Below are 20,880 nucleotides of genomic sequence, written 5' to 3'. Positions count from 1 at the left end.
AGAATATTTGCCACTTCATCTAGGATAAAAATAGCGAAAGGTTAAATTGATTCTAGGCTCTAATACTTTGGTTGATTTCGCTAAAGTGTGTTTCCAAAAACGCTGTGTTTGACCTTTCATCACAATCAACTGTCCTGATTGTAGATACATTTCAGCAGTATGAGTTTTATCACGATGTTTAAATCTAAATTTTCGTGTTGCACCGAGACTCAGTGAGGCAATGACGGTCTCGCCATGTTCAGGATCTCTTAATGCAGCTTCATCATCACTATGCCATCCTACACCTTGAGTTCCATCTTCATACAAATTGGCCAAACAAGAATTAAATTGAACTCCTGTTATAAGTTCAATTTTTTGCTTGAGTACTAATAATTTCAAATCCCAAATCTGTGCTTGTTTATCCATTCCTGAATAGTGATATTGATAGTTTTGGTCACCATACCATACGACTTTACGACCCGTCTTAAAATATTGACCGTATAAAATCACTTCATCCTGTTTCCAAGCCAAAGCTTCTGAAAAATAATCGAAATAATCCTGTGATTCAGCATGAGTAAGTATAAGACCGTAATCTTCTACAATCCCATCACAAGGTAGGAGATTTGAATTGGGTTCGGGTGCAAACAGCTCAAAGTTCATAACCAATTTGCCATGAAAATATAACCGTATATTAGCTGAATATTTCAACTGACAAATTGAAACATTGTGAACGCTTGTGACACTGGACAATCAAGCTTAGACTGGCATAAATCTAGACAATAAAAACAATCGCTTATGAATTTATGGCAACTTTTTCTAAAACTTAAACCTTTCGTTCGACCTTATCGCTTTTTAGTGATTGCCACTCTCTTTCTTACGCTCATCGGCTCATTCACAGCTCAAGTGAATGCACTCACTTTGCAGTATGCGGTTGATGAAATTAATGCGCTGGTTGAGAATGGCTTTGGCTTAGCCGAAGGCTGGAATATCCTGATTACCATTACAGCGATATTATTGGGTAAAGAAGTGATTAATGCTTTTGTCCAATTCGGACAAAAGTTTTATGGTGAAAAACTTAGAATTTTTATTTCACAAGATTTAGCACAAGGCATCATTGAAAAATTTCTGACCTATAGATTAGCTTTTTTCAACGAAGAGAATAATCAGGCGGGAAAATTACAAACACGAATCGATCGTGGTATTGGCTCTCTGACTCGTCTAGTTCAAATATTCTTTATTGACATTTTGCCGTTATTTACCAGTGCGATCGTGGCTTTAGGATTAATGTACTACGCCAACTTTTATGTTGGCTTGGTGGCGACCACTATCGTTCCAATCTACTTCTGGTTAACTTATAAACAAGCACAAAAACTCGGAGGCTGGCGTCGAAATTTACGTGATGGTCGAGAAAAGAAAAGCCAAGGTATCCTCGGAATTATTAATTCAATTACGGTTATCAAATCTTTCAACCGCGAGTCAATAGAATCAACCAAACAACTCAAACTACAAAAAGAACTCACAGATAATCAAATGCAAACCCGTCAAGTCAGCTTTTTATTTGATGGGTTAAAAACCTTTATTGAACAAATAGGTATTGTTTTAATCATCATCCTAACTGCGTATTTTGTGCTTGATGGTCAGATGAGCATCGGTATGATCATGTTTCATGTACTGTTGTTCAATAATGTATCCGCGCCAATTCGCTCCTTACATCGTATATATGATGAAGTGAATGATGCCATGATCTATTCAGAAAGCTTCTTTAAAATTTTAGAAGCAGATGATCAAATTGAACCTACAGGTCAACTCAAACCGCAAATTCAAGGAAAATTTACGCTGAAAAATGTTGAATTCTTTTATCCAAACGGTCATCACGCACTAAAGAATATCAATATGGAGATTCGACCCAATAAAATTACTGCATTAGTTGGCTTATCAGGTGCGGGAAAATCAACCTTAATCAGTCTTTTAGATAAATTTTATGAACCTAATCAGGGGTGTATCGAACTCGATGGAATCGATCTCAATCAAATTGATACACAATATTTGAGAGATCATATTGGATTAGTCCTACAAAAAAATCATATTTTCCAAGGGACTATTTTTGAAAATATTCGCTATGGTAAAACAGATGCTACTGAAGAAGACGTGATCATTGCTGCTAAAAAAGCATCCATTCATGAGCAAATTTTACAACTTCCAGATGGCTATCATTCCGATGCATTGCAACTCTCTGGAGGACAACAACAGCGTATTGCGATTGCTCGTATGTTCTTGAAAAATCCACCGATTATCTTTTTAGATGAACCGACAGCGAGTTTGGATGCCATTGCTTCGGAACAAATTAAACAAAGCCTTGATGAGATTAAACAAGGACGTACTGTCATTATTATCTCGCACAGCCTGTCGCAAATTATTGATGCGGATTACACCTATGTCATGAAAGAAGGCGAAATTGCCGAGCATGGAGAACATGATGCCCTTTACCATCAAGACGGTGTATATAAACAAATTTTTGATGCGATGGCTAAAAGTTTGAATATCGAAAAAATTGCAAAAACTTTTGAAGACGATGGAGATGAGGAAACCCATAGTTAAAGTTTAATCTAGGTAACCTTGGCATTGAAGCAGTTGAATCAACACACAGTCATCTGCTTCATATAGCTGACTTAACTTCGTGTAAGGATCACCATCGAGCGCTAACATCTGTGCAAATGCAGGTTCAGTTTTTATACCTTTTAGCTTAAGGCGAATGATTTCCTGTTTAAATTGGTCATTTCCCAAATCTAATATTCTACGTTCAACATAGAAGTGCTGGAATCCCGCCTGCTGATGAATTGGTGTTGTAGAACAAAATATCTCAATTGACCAAGCACAATATTCAAGTCGGTAAATCTAAGTATCACGTTCAAAATAACTTCGCTCAATGCACCATGCCTTAAATGTTTGAAATAAATTTAGTGTTTCAATCAAATGATTCTCTTGCTCAATCGGATAACTACAAATGAGGTCGGTATCACTTTGTGCTGTTGCAATTCCTAAAGGTGGCGTACCGACCACTGTAACTTGATACCACTTGAGTATTTCCATAAGGTTTAAGTCATCAATGACTTTTTGCAAGTGTATTTTTTTCATTGTTATTTTTAATCTCTAAGATGATTCAAATTTAAAGCGGTTGAATCTCACAATATGAATTACTTTAACCATCACCAGAAAAGCTTAAGCAATTAAGGTTATTTTTGATTTTCGATAACATCTAACGCATAAACAGTTTTAATATAATTTCGATACTGCGTTGAATAAGAGATTTCCAAACAACGCATAAGGTATGCTTTCTCTTTTGAATATTGATAGCTGCCTAACGCTTCTTTGAGCGCTTGATCAATATAATTTTGCACTTGTTTTGCCGCCTCATGGCTATGCTCACCGAGTTGAAAATATCCACCTCTCGCAATATTTGCTTCATTTGCATAAATCTCAGAATGAGATAGACAATACGCGATTCCATCATTATGCAAATACTCTTGTGCCCGTGATAAATCATCCGCATAAATGCTTGAACTCGACAAGATACTCAAAGCAATAGCAAATTTACTTCTCATTTTTTAAATCACGTTCTCAACGAAATAAAAAAAGCGCCTTTTGGCGCTTTAAATACATTAGGGTTGTTTTAGATATGGCCATGCCGCTCTTAAATAAATAAACATGGACCACAGTGTTAAAATTACAGCGGTATATAACAAACCATATGCAACTAATTCAAGTGGTTTCCAATTGAGTAAGAACACGGAAATAGCAATCATCTGAAAAGCTGTTTTATATTTGCCAACCGTAGATACAGCTACATTGGTACGTGCACCGAGCTCAGCCATCCACTCACGTAAAGCAGAAACCGTAATCTCGCGTGAAATAATCACAATCGCAGCAAAAGCCATCGAAATTGTAGGTTGCCATTGCACCAAAACAATCAATGCTGCCGCGACCATTAATTTATCCGCAACAGGATCTAAAAAACGTCCGAATGCAGAAGTCTGATTCAATGTTCTTGCCAAGTAACCATCAAACCAATCTGTGACAGCAGCAATCACAAAAATTGCAGTCAGAATGATATGACGCGTCATACCCCCTTCATGCCCACCCACACCAATCGCAGGAGGCCAATAGGCAATAATTAAAAAAACAGGTATTAACGCAATACGTGCTAGCGTCAAGATATTTGGTATATTCAGGATGCGACCTGTAGACATAGACACCGCCAGTTTGCCCCAATTACAGCTAAAATTTGCAATAAAAACTTGAGCTTTGATTCTTTAATCCGCTTACTTTAAACGATTCACTACCCGCTGTCGACTAGGCAAAAATCGCGACAGTCTGTCTACAAATTGCAACGAGACGGTCATTATGGTCCCAAATATGGGCATATTCAGTAGAATAACCATGCGCAGAATGATCTGTAAATACTTTATATTTAAACCAATCTCGTCGGTCAGCTTGAATATGTTCTAACAGCGTCACATACCAAGAAATTGAACTTCCTGGTGCTGGTTTTTTTAATATAGGAAAAATTCCTGCAGGCCAAATATCTAACATTGCTATAAATTCAGGCATGCTCAGCGGACCTGCTTCAAATTTAGATTCTGCATATCGAAACCACCCACCAAAATCTGGCTTTTCAGCAGCCGTACAAGGGTATTTCCCTTCAGCCCAAATCAGATCATAGTTCTGATAGCATTGCGGCATAAGAGGATGATAAGGCAACTTAACTAAACTTTCAGGTAAATCATACTGTGGTGCTGAGCGAGTTTGATCCATATTCACGACTGATTCACGGTCTGAACCAAAACTTGCCAGCAGAATTCCCTGTACAGCATCAGCCTGCCAAATCCGAGCCTCAATATTAGTCACAGATTTACCTTGCCTTAAAATTTCCACTGTCACTTTGACTGGCTTTTCCTGAACAGGACCCACAAATACCACACTGGTGCTCAATAATCTTTTTTGAGGGTCATGAATCATTTGTGTTGCTTTGTGTAGCATCATCGCCGTGGTTAAACCACCAAAAATGGTACGACCTTGCAACCAACCCTCAGGGATCTCCACCCATTCTTGTTGATCAATTTCTTGAAATACCTGTCCAAATGACATGCGCAACCCTTTTATTTTAAATTTCTTATCGCGCTAGCATGCTGAATTTTCAGATTGAGGTAAATGATCAATGACTCGCAGGTCAATGATCATTTTGGCAAATTGATATGCATGATTACTCATGCAAGATTTTGTACACAGTCCGAGCGAGATTTGCACCAAAACCTGGGACTAAATTCAGATCCTTTTCAGAGGCTTTTAATACCCCTTGAATCCCACCAAAATGTGTTAATAAATCACGGCGGCGTTTTGGTCCTAGCCCTGGAATGGCTTCTAAAACTGACTGCCCACGACGTTTATCGCGCTTGGCACGATGTTTAGTAATGGCAAATCGATGCGCCTCATCACGAACCTGTTGAATTAAATGTAACGCTTTATGGTCTTCAGGCAGTTGAATCTTTGTGCCATCAGTGAAATGTAAGGTTTCCAAACCAGGCTTACGCCCTTCCCCTTTTGAAACCCCCACCATGAATGCATCCAATCCAAGATCTTGCATGACCTGCATTGCCATATGTAATTGCCCTTTACCACCATCGATGAGAAGCAAATCTGGCAGCATCGCCTTCTTATACCGTCGTGTCAAAGCCTGACGCATGGCAGCATAATCATCACCGCCAGTGATATCTTCGATAGCAAACTGACGGTAATCGCGCTTGCGAGCCCCTCCACTATCAAAGACAACACAAGAAGCGATCGTTGCTTCGCCCATCGTATGGGATATATCAAAACATTCGATACGATCAATTGGACGTCCGACCACCTCTTCTAACTGATGAAAACGTTCATTCAATTCATAATGGTTAGCAAGTTGTCCTTTAATGGCATGTTGTACATTCATGTTCGCAAGCTCGAGCCATTCTGCACGGGTTTCTCTAACTTTTGATTTAATCAGAATTTTTTTGCCAAAATTTTGTTGTAGTGCCTCTTCTATGTCTTTTTTGTCTGGCAGCTCCACGTTGACGATTAATTCTGTTGGAATCTCATCGGCAACTTGGAAATAAAAGTTCGCGATAAAATCTGCCAGCATTTGTCCCAAATCATCGCCCAACATATCTGGGAAATAACTTTTTCCTCCCAACATCTTGCCATTACGCACATGCATAATCTGAACGCACGTTACCCCCGCTTGGTATGCGATCGCCAATATATCTGCTTCACCTTTGACTTTATAAATCGCTTGTTGCGTTTGGACATCACGCAATAATGCCATCCGATCACGATAAAAAACGGCTTTTTCAAATTCGAGAGCTCCTGCTGCCGCTTCCATCTTGGCAATTAATTCTTGATTAAGCTCACGTGTGTCCCCTTGTAAAAAACGAATAGAGTTATCGACATCATCTTTATAGTCTTCAGGTGATATCATGCCCACACATGGAGCTGAGCAACGTTTAATTTGATACTGCAAACACGGTCTTTTACGTTGCGCAAAATAACTATTTTCACATTGGCGGACATTGAATAATTTTTGTAAGACCACCAATGTATCACGTGCATTATAGGCACTTGGATAAGGTCCAAAAAATTTACCTGCTTGATGTTTCCCCTTACCACGACCTGCTGCAATACGTGGATAAGGCTTATCACTGGACACAAAAATATAGACGTAAGATTTATCATCTCGCAGCATGATGTTATACGGCGGTCGATGAAGCTTAATTAAGTTTTGTTCAAGAAGTAATGCTTCCGTTTCTGAGCGGACCACCATGGTTTCAATATCATGAATGCGGGCAACTAAAGCCTGTGTTTTGGGATGCTCAATGGTTTTAACAAAATAGCTAGAAACACGATTTTTTAAATTCTTGGCTTTTCCCACATACAACAACTCTCCATCTTTACCTAACATGCGATAGACACCAGGCAAAGTCGTAAGATTGGTTAAGATTTTTTCAATGTGTTCACGTGCGTTTTCGTTCACAAGCAGCCTTTAATGTAGAGTCAGTCATTCATGCAACAGCATGAGCTTATTGTGATGGTAACGCGCTCTATTTCAAGTGCATTTCGGTAGACGATTTTAAAACCTTGTTGATCCAACAGTTCAGGGCAATGATCGCAGATTTTATAATCAGCTGATTGTTAAAAAGTCTGAGTTGTTAAATTCAAGTTTGATATGCTTTTCAACTGATTCATTCATGGATGCGCCAACATGACTGCGACCGATCGTGCTTTTCACGCCATACAACCTGCACTCTCATCCCATAGTCCTTCAGAAAAAGATCGACTCATTGGAAAGTCTCGCTTTCATTTTGAACCAGCCAAAGTGATGCAGTTATTGCGTGATCGTATCATTGGGCAAAATCCAGCCTTAGATGAAATCGAAAAACTGCTTCACGTAGTCAAAGCTGACTTTTCAAGTCCTGAACGCCCTTTGTCCGTCACCTTGATGCTTGGACCAACAGGTGTTGGTAAAACAGAGACTGTTCGTTTGATTGCTGAAGCGATTTATGGTCGTCCTGATGCGTTTTGTCGTATCGATATGAATACACTGGCTCAAGAACATTATGCAGCCGCTTTAACAGGCGCTCCGCCCGGATATGTCGGTTCAAAAGAAGGTCATAGTTTATTCGATGAAACTGCGATTAATGGCTCTCATACCCGTCCTGGCATTATGCTGTTTGATGAACTTGAAAAAGCCTCTCCCGAAGTGATTCGTGGCTTAATGAATGTGTTGGATACAGGTCGCCTAACCCTTACTGCTGGAACAAAAACGATTGATTTTCGTAATTGTATGATTTTTATGACCAGTAATGCAGGAGCACGCGCAGCACAACAATATTTAGATAAATTAAATGTTTTACCGCAAAAACTTCAGAATCTATGTTTAAAACGCCTACCCACGAAAGCCATTATTGAAAAAATACTGCATAGCAGTTTTGATCCCGAATTTCTGAATCGAATTGATCGTGTCCTTCATTATCAACCTGTTCAAGATGATGCACTCCCTAAATTGGTTGATATTGAACTGGAAAAACTCAACATTCGTTTGCAACATCAAAAACGTCAGGTTCATTTATCAGACCTTGCCAAAGCATATTTCTATCAGGGTCATGATATCCGCTTTGGGGCACGTCATTTAGCACGTAAAATGAGAACCGACCTAGAACCCATTATTGCAATCTACTTTCTAAAGCATCCAGATCAACTTCATCTCAAGCTGGATTGCAAAGACGGTCAGCTCTCGATCATCAATCAATAAAAAAGCCCATTATGGGCTTTTTTTAAACAAATCATCTTAATCCAGGAATCGTGATAAAGGATTCTGCTGCCGTTTTATTATAATACGTACACCCTTTTTCAATATTTGCCATTAATAACTGATAACGCTGTCTATTTTCTGCAACATCATCGTTCATTAACAATTTTTCATAGAGCTTATATTCATCATCAGTCGTACGCTTCAAAGTTTGATGATATTCAGCAGGATATAGTTTGCTTTCAAATTCAATGGCTGTTGAATCATCTAAACTAATCTTCATACTCGTGTCAAAAATACTGCTAAAATTCATACCCATCCAACGATCTTTAGCAAGTTGAAATTTAACAATTGGATTTTTGTCATTTAAAAGATCAAGATACAGCAAGTTATCTTCATAAAATTGGTTAAAACTCTCTTCCAATGGTTCACTCGTGTTTGGATAGAGTTGTAAATAATCTACTCGGTTTTGTTCTGCTTTCTTTCTATAACAATAGCTACCTGAAGAAAAATTTTTAAGACCATCTTTGGCAATAAACAATCTCACATTAGGGTTCAAATCATTTCGATCAATGTTGCGATAACCTGGTAAAACTGTATCAAAAACATTTTTACCCGATAGGTTTACACGCTCCATTTCGATATCCGTTTGGATGTCACCAATGATATTCATCGTCCAATGACTAGGACTATTCACACTGAGCGTATTTTGGGCTTGATCATAGGTTTGATAGATACGATTTCGCGTCACAATCACACTATTCAACGGTTTAAAACTATCCGTATAAGTAAATTGTCCATTTTGAAATTCAATATAATTTAAGCCGAATCGATCATTGGAATTATAGTAAATTGAATAGAGTTGATCACCGTTTCGAAATTGTGTACTCGGTGATGATTCATACGAATCTCCCGACCCACCGCCGCCACAGGCACTTAAAAAAAACGGTAAAACACTTAGAGCCAATATTGTTTTTTTGAGATTCATTTGAATTTTCTTTTGTATATTTTACACACAAAAGCATAGCTTTTATTGAACAACTTCTCAATTTTAATTTACATCATTTTAAGTAAAATTAAAAAATGCGCCCTTAGGCGCATTTTGATCTGAATACTCTTAAAACACATAAGGTCGAATAAAAATCAGGAAGAATATCCCTAACATCAAGAACCATTTTAAAAAGTAATATAACTGACGGTTCTTCGCTTTCAGTGCTTTTGCTTTCACACGCAAGCGATAAATATAACCAAATGCTTTGTTCAGACCACCCGTTTGATCCCCTGCTTCATTCGGTGAACTTGCCGCAGTCATTACATTTTTACCAAACCAATGATTAAACCGTTCCATCCAACGTGTCTTTAAAGGACGCTCTACATCAGCAAAGAAAATAATACGATTTTGATCCGTCGTGTTTTCTGCATAATGAATGTAGGTTTCATCAAACACAACGCTTTCACCATCTCTCCATGAATATCGCTGACCATCTACATCAATAAAGCAACGATCATCATTTGGCGTCAACAACCCTAAATGATAGCGTAAAGATCCCGCATAAGGATCACGATGACGAACCAATCGACTATCAGGAGCAAGCTCAGTAAACATCGCCGCTTTAATGGTTGGCAATGTTTTAAGCAATGCTGTCGTTTTAGGGCACAGTTCCGCTGCTGAAGGATGTGCAGAGTCATACCATTTTAAATAAAAACGCTTCCAACCAGTTTTAAAAAATGAATTAAAGCCTAGGTCATCATATTTTTCAGAGGCTTTGATCCCACCCTGCTCATATAAAGCTTTGGCTTCATCACGAATCATTTCCCAATTTTCATCTAACACTTTTAAATCTTTAAAATGCTGTGTGTCGATATAAGGCTGGTTTGGTACCTTAGAGAACATATACATAAAAAAATTAATAGGTGCCAAAATGGTCGAATGATCAAAGAATTGACGATAGAACGAATGTCGTACTTTTCCACGACGTTGAATATACAGTGCCGATATGATGAATATCGCGAGAATAATCCACTTGATCATTGATTGACTCGGTTTATCTTTGGTTAGCGGGTTAAATGAAGAGATGCTGCACCTAAATTGGAAGTGAATTGTTCCAATTTAGGTGTATAGATAATCACGTAAATTGTATAACGACTACCCCAAACAACGAAACATTGTGTTCTACAAATAGACTTTTGATGGCTTTATATTTCAGTTTATTGACTTTTATGACGAAATTTAAAGTGCAAAATAACTTGAAATTACCTACCTACCCCAGATATAAGTTGAAGTGTTTTTAAATAAAATGCCAATTGAAACAATCGCTTTATTGTAAGAAGAACAAACTCTACATTCGCATCTGCTGTTTTATAATGCATGCTGGTGCAATAAATAGATGACCATTGCGTCACGGCTTGATACAACTTGTTATGTTCTTTTTCGATATAGTTATCGTAAGATTAGCGAAGCTTTAATGTGCGCAGGAAATACGCACTTGCTTCACAACATCAACTTAGAAGTCCTCCAAAAAAAAGGAGATCAGGGCATGATCCACGCTGGCAATGCCATTACCGTCCAAATGCTTTCGGACGGAATTGCAGAATTCCGCTTTGACTTACAAGGTGAGTCGGTTAATAAATTCAACCGCGCAACAATTGACGACTTTAAAGCTGCAATTGCTGCTGTTCAATCAAACGCTGAGATTAAAGGTCTTATCGTTACATCTGGTAAATCTACTTTTATCGTTGGTGCAGACATCACTGAGTTTGGTGAAAACTTTGCGCAAGGCGAACAAGTCATTGTAGATTGGGCGATGCCTGTTCATGAAATCTTCAACTCATTCGAAGATTTAAATATTCCTAAAGTTGCTGCAATCAATGGTATGGCATTGGGCGGCGGTTTTGAAATGTGCTTGGTGTGTGACTATCGCGTGATGTCAGAATCAGCACAAGTTGGTCTTCCAGAAATTAAACTTGGGATCATTCCTGGTTTCGGTGGTACTGTTCGTCTAAGCCGTGTAATCGGTATCGATAACGCTGTTGAATGGATGGCAATGGCGAACCCGAAAAAAGCGCCTGCTGCACTTAAAGATGGTGCTGTCGATGCTGTGGTCGCTGCTGATAAATTACAAGATGCTGCGATCTCTATCGTTAAACAAGCAATCGAAGGTCGTTTAGACTGGAAAGCGAAGCGTCAAGAAAAATTAGATCCAATTAAGTTGAATCCATTAGAACAAATGATGGCTTTCAACTCATCTAAAGGTGTGGTACTTGCGAAAGCTAATCCTGCACAATACCCTGCGCCAAAATTATTGCTTGATTCTATGCAAGCAGGCTCGAGCTTAGATCGTGCTGGTGCACTTCGCCAAGAAGCTGAACACTTTGCAAAAGCAGCGGTAACGCCACAAGCAGGGGCGTTGATTGGTCTATTCATCAACGACCAAGTTGTGAAGAAAACTTCGAAAAAATATGAACAAGGCGCTCACCCTGTAAATCAAGCTGCAGTACTTGGTGCAGGTATCATGGGTGGTGGTATTGCTTATCAAGCGGCAAGCAAAGGCACACCAATTATCATGAAAGATATTGGTAACCCACAACTTGCTTTAGGAATGAAAGAAGCAAACGGTCTCCTAACTAAACAAGTTGAACGTAAGAAAATCAAGCCTGCTCAAATGGGTGAAACGCTTGCACGTATCCGTCCGACATTAAGCTATGATGAGTTTAAAGAAGTCGATATCGTAATCGAAGCGGTAACTGAAAACCCGAAAGTGAAAGGCATCGTACTCAAAGAAACTGAATCTAAAGTACGTGAAAACACGATCATTGCATCAAACACTTCTACGATCTCAATCACGCGTTTGGCTGAAAACCTAGAACGTCCTGAGAACTTTGTAGGGATGCACTTCTTTAACCCAGTGCATATGATGCCTTTGGTTGAAGTCATTCGTGGTGAAAAAACTTCACCTGAAGCGATTGCAACGACTGTCGTACTCGCTCAAAAAATGGGTAAAACTCCTATCGTTGTAAACGACTGCCCGGGCTTCCTTGTAAACCGCGTATTGTTCCCTTACTTTGGTGCGTTTGACCTTCTTCTTAAAGACGGCGCCGACTTCCAACAAGTCGACAAAGTAATGGAAAAATTTGGCTGGCCAATGGGTCCTGCATACTTAATGGACGTTGTCGGTATTGATACTGGCGTTCACGGTGCAGAAGTGATGGCTGAAGGTTTCCCTGACCGTATGAAGCCTGATTTCAAAGGTTCAATCCAAACAATGTATGAAGCACAACGTCTTGGTCAAAAGAACGATGTTGGTTTCTACAAATATGAATTGGACAAGAAAGGCAAGAAAGCAAAAACTGTTGATCCAACAGCGTATGACGTAATTGCTTCTGTCGTGACTGGTGAAAAACGTGAATTTGATCCTCAAGAGATCATTGACCGTATGATGATTGCTTTCTGTAACGAAACTGTTCGTTGCTTAGAAGACAACATCGTTGCAACACCAAACGAAGCAGATATGGCAATGATCATGGGTGTAGGCTTCCCTCCATTCCGTGGTGGTCCATGCCGTTACATCGATCAAACTGGTGTAGCTGAGTATGTTGCGCTTTGCGACAAGTATGCGCATTTAGGTAAGGCTTATGAAGCGCCACAAATGTTGCGTGACATGGCTGCTAACAATAAAAAATTCTACGGTTAAGGAGCAACGTGAATGGCTACTTTAAATCCACGTGACGTTGTCATCGTTGATGGCGTACGTTCAGCAATGGGTAAAACCAAAAATGGTATGTTCCGCAATGTACGTGCCGATAACTTATCTGCTGAATTAGTTCGTGCATTGGTTGCTCGTAACCAGTTTGATGTGAACGAAGTTGAAGATGTGATCTGGGGTTGTGTGAACCAGACTCTAGAGCAAGGCATGAACATCGGTCGTAACATCGTGTTATTGGCAGACTTACCAAAAACTGTTGCAGGTCAAACTGTTAACCGTCTTTGTGGTTCTTCAATGCAAGCAATTCATACCGCAGCTGCTCAAATTGCGACTAACCAAGGTGATATCTTCATCATTGGTGGTGTAGAGCACATGGGTCACGTTGGCATGATGCACGGCATCGACTTGAACCCACAAGCATCTAAACATTATGCGAAAGCATCTAACATGATGGGCTTAACGGCTGAAATGTTAGGCCGTATGAATGGCATTAGCCGTGAAGAGCAAGACGCTTTTGGTGTTGAATCTCACCGTCGTGCTTGGGCTGCTACTCAAGAAGGTCGTTTCAAAAACGAAATCATTGGTGTTGAAGGTCATGATGCAAATGGCTTCAAAATCCTATGCGATGTAGATGAAGTGATTCGTCCAGATGCGAACCTTGAAGCATTTAAAGCGTTACGTCCTGTGTTTGACCCTAAAGGCGGTACAGTGACTGCTGCTACATCATCAGCGTTGTCTGATGGTGCATCTGCAATGTTATTGATGTCTGCTGAGCGTGCACAAGCATTAGGTCTCAAGCCACGTGCTGTTATCCGTTCTATGGCGGTTGCAGGTTGTGATGCTGCGATCATGGGTTATGGTCCAGTTCCAGCAACTCAAAAAGCGCTTAAACGTGCTGGCCTGAGCATTGGCGACATTCAAACTGTTGAGTTAAACGAAGCATTTGCTGCTCAAGGTCTTTCAGTATTGAAAGGTCTAGGTTTACATGACAAACAAGACATCGTGAACTTAAACGGTGGTGCGATTGCGCTTGGTCACCCATTGGGCTGTTCTGGTGCACGTATCACAACGACGTTGTTGAACGTGATGGAACAACAAGATACACAAATCGGTCTTGCGACGATGTGTATTGGTTTAGGTCAAGGTATTGCAACGATTATTGAACGTGTTTAATTCTTAAATACGTGAGAGAAGAAAACCCCGCTTATTGCGGGGTTTTTTTTAATATTTTCTTAAAAATATTAGGATTCTTTTCGGTCTTTTTCTTCATAAAATCATCAAATATTTGCTTATTATAATAAGTAGCTGAGATAATATTTTCTTTCAATAAAACAATTTGATAAACACTATTTTCATCATATTCTGTAGTTATTTTTACAGTTAAATCATCTTTATCTCTATAACCACTTCTCAATGGCACAAATTTAATAGCTTCTAACTCTTCCCTACTCTTAATTTCAGTTTTATAAAACTGAACAAAACCGATATAAAACTTACGATCTTTCATATGCAAGATTAAAGATTTTTCATCAATTACACTCTCTAATAAAATTCGATCTAGCTCATCATCCAAAGATTCAAACAATAATAAGGTTTTGAAATTCGCTTTTGTTTTCCCCCATAGCTCCTTAGCTAAATCATAAAGTTTTTCATCGGTTGCATTTTCTACGTCTATTTTTCGCTGTTTTATGGTTTTAGACAACAGGGAAACAAAAATACCTCCAAAAACAACAAGATAAAACCAAATTATTATAACAAATTCTAATATAATCGATACAAACAGAGTGTTAAGGTAAAATAAAAAATATTCTTGCGATTGAATAACTAACAATCCATTTAATACTTTTGAAAAAATAATATAGTAACCAAAAAAAATTAAAATCTTTTGAATAAATACTGATATTAAGAAAAAAATAATCCCATAAAAAAAACTTCTGAAATATAATAATTGACCTTCTGACTGCCTAAATTTATGAAGATGAACTGGACAGTAATAAAGATAAATAAAACCCATCAAAATGATGGGTAATAAATATAATAAAGCCAAAGCTAAATCCTAAAAATTAAATATTATTTGTCTGTTCTCTTAAATTTTTCAAAGAACTACGAACATCTTGCAAATCACGTTTAGCTCCGTTAACTGAGATATTAGCTACTAATTTAATATTTTTATCTAAGCGTGTGAATTTATTGTACTTTCTATAAAAATAAAACACACCTAATAGAACAGTCAAAAAGAATATAAAAATCATTGGAAATAGAACATTCATTGCACTACCCTCCAAATTCAAGATGCCAAATTGTACTAAAAAATTACAACGTATCAAAGTACGTTTTATTTATAAATAGGATATACCAACATTAGCTTCTAAAAACAATATCTATTCAGTAAAAATTGAGCTTAGTTTAGCGATAATCTATTAAATGTTATCCCTTTGTAAAATTATTTGAATATTCAACCATTAAAACCTTATTCATCACCAACTTAAAACTCATAAGCGTGTCATATCGCCTGATACATTCTCCTTTCTCCAACAGGGCGTACAATGAACATGCTTAAAACTATCCTTGCAACTGCAATCGTTGCTACTTCTGCATCTGCTATGGCTGCTAAAATCGTATCTCCTGCTGCTGCCCTTAAAGCTCAAGTAAAAACTATTGCTGCTCAAACAGCTCAACAAACAGCTGAACCTGCTCAAGCAAAAGTTGAAGCTGTAAAAGCTGAAGCTAATGTAAAAGCGACAGAAAAAGCTGAGAAAAAAGGCTTTTTCTCTTGGTTTAAAAAAGCAGCTTAATTTTCCAAAATTCAGCAGGAATGTGTTCGCACATTCCTCTGAAGATATTCACACTTCAACAAGCGAATTAGATACTTTATCCTCTTTTACAAATTTGCGCTTCAGGCAAAGGTCAATATTGTTTATAAAAGAAAAACATCGAAAAGTACGGCGTATGATTACAAATATTAGAAATGCCCTTTTCATCTTGTTTATCTCTCTCAGTGCTATTTGGACAATTTTATTCATTTGGACACATCAGCCTGTTAATGCCATTTCTACTTATGTACTGATCTTGTTTTGGGTTGGACTTGCCATCATTACAGGGATATTCCATTTCAAGCAACACAGCTATAAGCCCTATTTCACATGGGCGTATTTGATTATTTTTTTGATTGCCATGATTAGCTTTTTTTCCTTAGAGCCGCGCAATGATCTCGTTTGGCAGGATGAAACCGACAAAATTATTCAATTCCAATTCAAAGATGGCAAAGTGGAATTACAGAATGTCAGAAATTTTATTTGGCACAGTGATAAAGACTACGTGACGCGATGGGAAACACGACAATACGATTTAGAAAAGTTAGATCGTATAGATTTAGTGGTATCTCATTTTATGCAAGGTCCTATTGCGCATGTTTTTATTACATTTGGTTTTGATGGTGGCGAACATCTCGCATTTTCTTTAGAGGTTCGTCAGGAAAAGGATGAAGGTTTCTCCACCATTGGCGGTTTTTTTCGGCAGTATGAATTGGCACTGGTCGTAGGTGATGAAAATGATTTGATTTATACCCGCTCAAATATTCGCGAAGAAGATGTCTATATTTATCCAATTCAAATGAATCAAACCGAAATTCAGATGTTGTTTTTAGAATTCCTGAACAAAGCCAATCGGCTAAATCATACCCCAGTTTGGTATAACACCTATATCAGTAATTGTACGACCATCTTGTTTGATTTATTAGAACATGCAGTAGGACAAATTCCACGAGATTATCGAGTTACCTTACCAGGCTTAATTCCAAACTATTTATATGACAAAAAAGTACTCGATAATGGTATCACCTTAGATCAATGGAAAGAAAAAGCACACATTAATCCCAAAATTGAGCATGTTCATGATGTACATTTACTTTCAAGTAAAGCCTTTTCTGCCTTACTCCGTGAGTAAAGCAGGCGTCCTTTTTTTATAACCACGCTGAAAGAAACAGCTAAGAAAGAGTGTTTATTTCGTTTCTTGCTGAACAGCAGGCTCTGAACTTGGACTTTGATTCACTGTTTGTGCTTCAATCACCTCGGCATTTTGATTTTTTAACTGATCAATTTCGCGTTGTAATTGATTTAATTCACGATATAACTCGTTAAAGCGATTCACACTGAGATCACTTTTAAATAGAATCATTTCATTACGGCGTTGCCAGTCATGATTCTTCAAAAACTCAAACATTTCTTCAGCTTTTTTTGTGATCTTAAGTTCTAAAGCAAACAAAGCTTGATCATTATTATGCTGTCGGCTGAATTTTAACTTTTCTTTCATTGGCTCACGCAAGTCTGCTTTCATCTCCAAAGCATCAAGCGCTTGTAAAGCTGTCGCATAAATTTGTTGGTCACGCGTTTGATATTCAGATTGAATTTTCTTCACTAGGACAAACATCTTTTCGGTGTCTTGATATTTATTCTTTTTATCTAATTCTAGGCGACGAACGTTCAGAAACTCATCCCACTTGGCTTGATCTAACTCACGTAAATACATATTTCGTGATTCAATATTGTCTACCCAATACTTCAAAATAAATTCAGAAAGTACTTTATAGTCACCATTCAAACGCTCATCTTCAACTTTAAAATTCAGAGGGGTCTTCCAATCCTTCGCTTGAACATAAAGCTGCTCAATTTTTTCTGTCATCACCAAATCAAATTGTTGACGTTGCACTTCATCATTTTTTTCATTTTGCGCGTAGGCACAATAACCAAATAATAAGGTCACCATGACGATAACCACCGCTAAAATTCCGCGCATCTCAAACTCCTATCCTTTTTTTGTTTGAGTAATGAATCACTTGCGAACAATGACAAGCACATGATGTGTATTGTATAGCATATTTTTTAAGCAGAATTAGGAATGAATTTAGTGGATATTGCTGTGATTTTGTCGATTTATTCGTGATTCTGTGATCAAGTTTCAATAATTTATTACGCAAAATTCATATTTTCGACAGAAATATATCGGATTGAAACTCTGCGTTTCAGATTTAGACCTTTAATTTTGTTGTCATTGCCCACACTATAGATTCATAAATGATGATTAGAGATTTTTTATGCGTGTAGATGTGTGGTCAGATGTAGTATGCCCTTTTTGCTATATCGGAAAAAAACGTTTAGAAGCAGCAGCAGCTGCAACTGGTGTAGAACTTGAAGTCCATTGGCACAGTTTTCAGCTAGATCCTGATGCACCGCCACGTCAAGAAGTCTCAAATAGCGAACGTTTAGCATTAAAATATGGGCGTACTGTCGCTGAAGTTGAAGAAATGCAACGCAATATTGCGGAAATGGCAAAAGCAGAAGGCATCGAGTTCAATTGGGAAAATGCCAACTCAGGAAATACATTCAACGCCCATCGAATTATTCATCATGCACAAAGCTTAGGATTGGGTTCGGAAGCAAAAGAAGCCTTTTTCTATAGCTATATGACCCAAGGTTTAGCCATTGGCGAGCGTGAAACCCTCGAAGATGTTGCTTCGCGCATTGGTTTGAATCCAGTTGAAGTGGATGATATTTTGGATTCTGATCAATATGCCGATTTTGTCCAATTTGATGAAGAACTTGCACGTGATCAATTGAAAGTGACTGGCGTACCATTCTTTGTATTCGATCAGCGTGTAGCTTTAGCTGGTGCTCAACCGACTGAAGTCTTCCAAGATGTGATTAACAAAGTATTAACAACTGCCAATGAACAAACAGATCAACCCACTGTTGAAGATGCAGAAACTTGTACTGATGAGCATTGTGAAGTACCACCAAGCAAATCATAAAACACCTTCGACAACCTAAATACTGGTTTAAGGTTGCATGACTTAAGCCATATTTAGACTGTTATAAAAATAGAATTCAGCGTTGCATAAACAAGCCTATTCAAGTGAATCGAAACTGAATATACTTCATGTATAGATTCACTGCATGACTCTATACATGGTAAATTTTTATAGACCTCTTTCCCCAAGGAGGTCTTTTTTTATCTATAAAACAATCATTTAATAAAATTATTTCAGTTTCAAGTCTTCTCATTATCTGTTCCAATTTTAAATCACTTCAAATTCATTGTTGTTTATTGTGAATTTTGTTGAACAATTCATTAGAATAGATCAAACATTGATTTTTAATAATATCACGATGCTTAAGCCCATTTTTAATTTTATAAATAAATTCAGTGGCTTAACAATGAAAATGACTTAGAGCGAATATGAAAAGAATCATGCAGCAATTCAAACCGTCAACCTTAAGTCTTGTCTTAAGTTGTAGCTTTTTAAGTACTTTCGTGTATAGCCAAGATCAGATAGATCACTTGACTGATCCTTATCAAACAGATGAAATCAGTGTCAGTAGCGAATTCCCTACTTTAGACTATCCTTTAGAATTTCAACAAAAAGATTGGCCAACATCGGATGAAAATAGCTTAGGTTGGATTAACTACGTTCCTCGCATGGTAGATTCAACCCCCACACTATTCCCTGAACAATCCAATAAAATAATATACGCCCCGACCCAAGCGACTGAAGATTTATCATGGATTGACCGACGTCAAAAATCGATTCGCCACTGGGCAGACCGAACCGCTCAGCGAATCGATGGTTGGTTTGGTGAAGGTTATGAAGATGAAACCGCCAAAGCAACGCTACGTGTAATCTTTGATAATAAATGGAATAAGTATGATGGTTACGAATTCAAGCCACGTATACGCGGTAAAATCGACTTACCAACCTTAGAGCGTAAATTAAGTTTAGTCTTTGGTGATGATTCACTGGATAATGAAATTGACAACAATATTGCCATTACCAATGAAAATCCCGCTGCAGATCCCGACAAAAATGTCGACACTAAGCGAATCCGTGAAGATAACAGTTCGATCGCATTACGTTGGTCACAACTGTCTGATAAGTTACCTTTCGATTTAGATGCTGACTTAGGTATTCGATCTGGAGATGACATTTATGCCCGCTTAAAGGCAAAAAAAGATTGGACTCTCGGGAATGATTTTTCCTTTCATGCTGAACAAATCTATCGTTATGGTATAGATAGTGAAAATTATCTAAGAACCAATTTGGAACTCACCCACGCACGTCCAAATGAAGCATTTATTTCAAATCAGCTTTATCTAACTTATGCGGATGAGCAAGATGATGATTGGACTTGGGATAATCGTACCTATCGCCAACATCAGTTTTTCCATGATAACCGCTTTAACTACGGTATGTATGTGGGTGGTTATTACAACGAAGATGATTTACGTATGAACAGTTGGGGACCTTTTGTTTCGTGGCGCCAACCCTTATTCCGCGAATGGTTCTTTGTTCAAAGTGATCTTAACTATTTTAATGACAAGCGTGAAGATCGATCACACTATCCTCGTGCTTTAGTTCGTCTTGAAGCTAGATTTTAGCGCTCGATAATAGTCATAAAAAAGCCCATCATTGATGGGCTTTTTTTGGATCTTAGATTCTCAAATGACAGGCTTTTGAATCACGATACGATCATTACGTGTAATACGTGTTTTTTTAGGCGCCACTTCAGCTTCAGTTTTAGGTAAAACATAATCGACACGATCTGTGCGTGCGATACGTTTACTATCCACAAAAGAATTAATATCAAACTGTGGAATTTGATGCTTCACCACGGTTACACGATCATTTCGAACAATTTTTTTCACATCATGTTCTGCATAAGTGACATTAGTTAAGCTCAGACAAAACATGCTAAATGCGAGCATCATTGAAGTTTTCATAGAATATTCCCAATATTTAATGATCGCTATTATAGATTAATTATTATTTTTTAATATGTTCTACAAATCAAAACTTGGACGTATTTTTTT

The 20,880-nt window shown here is 38.0% G+C and carries 19 protein-coding genes and 1 pseudogene; 8 read left to right on the top strand and 12 right to left on the bottom strand.

Going from position 1 to position 20,880, the window contains the following annotated elements; genetic code table 11:
• Positions 1–15: 15 nt before the first annotated feature.
• Complete coding sequence (locus AC1M84_RS08155; protein WP_481594805.1) at positions 16–639, bottom strand: alpha-ketoglutarate-dependent dioxygenase AlkB family protein; 624 nt, start codon at positions 637–639, stop codon at positions 16–18.
• A 135-nt stretch (positions 640–774) separates the two neighbouring features.
• Between AC1M84_RS08155 and AC1M84_RS08150 the strand changes: the two genes are divergently transcribed.
• Entirely contained in the window at positions 775–2,577 is a 1,803-nt protein-coding gene (locus tag AC1M84_RS08150) for an ABC transporter ATP-binding protein (protein WP_179998801.1), read from the top strand.
• Between the two features lie 3 nt (positions 2,578–2,580).
• Here AC1M84_RS08150 and AC1M84_RS08145 read toward each other — a convergent pair.
• The 5 genes and pseudogenes from AC1M84_RS08145 to uvrC all read right to left on the bottom strand — a co-directional run bounded on the left by AC1M84_RS08145 (position 2,581) and on the right by uvrC (position 7,039).
• Positions 2,581–3,114 (bottom strand): annotated as a pseudogene (locus AC1M84_RS08145) (DUF4269 domain-containing protein).
• Positions 3,115–3,212: 98 nt separating this feature from the next.
• On the bottom strand, positions 3,213–3,581 hold the full coding sequence (locus AC1M84_RS08140; protein WP_481594804.1) for a hypothetical protein: 369 nt from the start codon (positions 3,579–3,581) through the stop codon (positions 3,213–3,215).
• A 57-nt stretch (positions 3,582–3,638) separates the two neighbouring features.
• Positions 3,639–4,226 (bottom strand): CDP-diacylglycerol--glycerol-3-phosphate 3-phosphatidyltransferase, encoded by a 588-nt coding sequence (pgsA, locus tag AC1M84_RS08135; RefSeq protein ID WP_035265993.1) that lies wholly within the window; start codon positions 4,224–4,226, stop codon positions 3,639–3,641.
• 103 nt (positions 4,227–4,329) lie between these two features.
• Positions 4,330–5,124 (bottom strand): thioesterase family protein, encoded by a 795-nt coding sequence (locus AC1M84_RS08130; protein WP_481593357.1) that lies wholly within the window; start codon positions 5,122–5,124, stop codon positions 4,330–4,332.
• A gap of 115 nt (positions 5,125–5,239) precedes the next feature.
• Positions 5,240–7,039 (bottom strand): excinuclease ABC subunit UvrC, encoded by a 1,800-nt coding sequence (uvrC, locus tag AC1M84_RS08125; RefSeq protein WP_481594803.1) that lies wholly within the window; start codon positions 7,037–7,039, stop codon positions 5,240–5,242.
• A gap of 228 nt (positions 7,040–7,267) precedes the next feature.
• On the opposite strand from uvrC, the gene AC1M84_RS08120 reads away from it, so the two are divergent.
• Positions 7,268–8,317 (top strand): AAA family ATPase, encoded by a 1,050-nt coding sequence (locus AC1M84_RS08120; protein WP_481594802.1) that lies wholly within the window; start codon positions 7,268–7,270, stop codon positions 8,315–8,317.
• Positions 8,318–8,348: 31 nt separating this feature from the next.
• Here AC1M84_RS08120 and AC1M84_RS08115 read toward each other — a convergent pair whose 3' ends face one another.
• On the bottom strand, positions 8,349–9,302 hold the full coding sequence (locus AC1M84_RS08115; RefSeq protein WP_481594801.1) for a hypothetical protein: 954 nt from the start codon (positions 9,300–9,302) through the stop codon (positions 8,349–8,351).
• A 129-nt stretch (positions 9,303–9,431) separates the two neighbouring features.
• Positions 9,432–10,346, bottom strand: a complete 915-nt coding sequence (lpxO, locus tag AC1M84_RS08110) for a lipid A hydroxylase LpxO (RefSeq protein ID WP_481594800.1) — start codon at positions 10,344–10,346, stop codon at positions 9,432–9,434.
• 505 nt (positions 10,347–10,851) lie between these two features.
• On the opposite strand from lpxO, the gene fadB reads away from it, so the two are divergent.
• Positions 10,852–13,005 (top strand): fatty acid oxidation complex subunit alpha FadB, encoded by a 2,154-nt coding sequence (gene fadB, locus AC1M84_RS08105; RefSeq protein WP_481588585.1) that lies wholly within the window; start codon positions 10,852–10,854, stop codon positions 13,003–13,005.
• A 12-nt stretch (positions 13,006–13,017) separates the two neighbouring features.
• Positions 13,018–14,190 (top strand): acetyl-CoA C-acyltransferase FadA, encoded by a 1,173-nt coding sequence (fadA, locus tag AC1M84_RS08100; protein WP_481592352.1) that lies wholly within the window; start codon positions 13,018–13,020, stop codon positions 14,188–14,190.
• 31 nt (positions 14,191–14,221) lie between these two features.
• On the opposite strand, the gene AC1M84_RS08095 is transcribed toward fadA, so the two are convergent.
• Both AC1M84_RS08095 and AC1M84_RS08090 read right to left on the bottom strand, forming a co-directional pair.
• Positions 14,222–15,064, bottom strand: a complete 843-nt coding sequence (locus tag AC1M84_RS08095) for a hypothetical protein (protein ID WP_481594799.1) — start codon at positions 15,062–15,064, stop codon at positions 14,222–14,224.
• Positions 15,065–15,080: 16 nt separating this feature from the next.
• The gene (locus AC1M84_RS08090; RefSeq protein ID WP_481594798.1) at positions 15,081–15,287 is read right to left on the bottom strand and encodes a hypothetical protein; all 207 of its coding nucleotides are present in this window, start codon (positions 15,285–15,287) and stop codon (positions 15,081–15,083) included.
• 276 nt (positions 15,288–15,563) lie between these two features.
• Here AC1M84_RS08090 and AC1M84_RS08085 point away from each other — a divergent pair, with 276 nt between their 5' ends.
• A complete protein-coding gene (locus tag AC1M84_RS08085; protein WP_481594797.1) occupies positions 15,564–15,812 on the top strand; it encodes a hypothetical protein in 249 nt (82 codons plus the stop codon).
• A gap of 154 nt (positions 15,813–15,966) precedes the next feature.
• On the top strand, positions 15,967–16,962 hold the full coding sequence (locus AC1M84_RS08080) for an Lnb N-terminal periplasmic domain-containing protein (RefSeq protein ID WP_481594796.1): 996 nt from the start codon (positions 15,967–15,969) through the stop codon (positions 16,960–16,962).
• A 54-nt stretch (positions 16,963–17,016) separates the two neighbouring features.
• Here AC1M84_RS08080 and AC1M84_RS08075 read toward each other — a convergent pair whose 3' ends face one another.
• On the bottom strand, positions 17,017–17,811 hold the full coding sequence (locus AC1M84_RS08075; RefSeq protein ID WP_180028985.1) for a hypothetical protein: 795 nt from the start codon (positions 17,809–17,811) through the stop codon (positions 17,017–17,019).
• 298 nt (positions 17,812–18,109) lie between these two features.
• Between AC1M84_RS08075 and AC1M84_RS08070 the strand changes: the two genes are divergently transcribed.
• Positions 18,110–18,823, top strand: coding sequence for a DsbA family oxidoreductase (locus AC1M84_RS08070; protein ID WP_481587402.1), 714 nt, complete (start codon positions 18,110–18,112; stop codon positions 18,821–18,823).
• Between the two features lie 428 nt (positions 18,824–19,251).
• Positions 19,252–20,448: a hypothetical protein gene (locus AC1M84_RS08065; RefSeq protein WP_481594795.1), complete on the top strand. Its 1,197-nt coding sequence runs from the start codon at positions 19,252–19,254 to the stop codon at positions 20,446–20,448.
• A gap of 60 nt (positions 20,449–20,508) precedes the next feature.
• Here the strand turns inward: AC1M84_RS08065 and AC1M84_RS08060 are convergent, their stop codons facing one another.
• Entirely contained in the window at positions 20,509–20,790 is a 282-nt protein-coding gene (locus AC1M84_RS08060; protein ID WP_481594794.1) for a hypothetical protein, read from the bottom strand.
• Positions 20,791–20,880 lie beyond the last annotated feature (90 nt).

It is taken from the genome of Acinetobacter sp. 24-47-66 (assembly GCF_056779755.1).
This window is presented reverse-complemented; position numbering and strand designations above follow the sequence as displayed.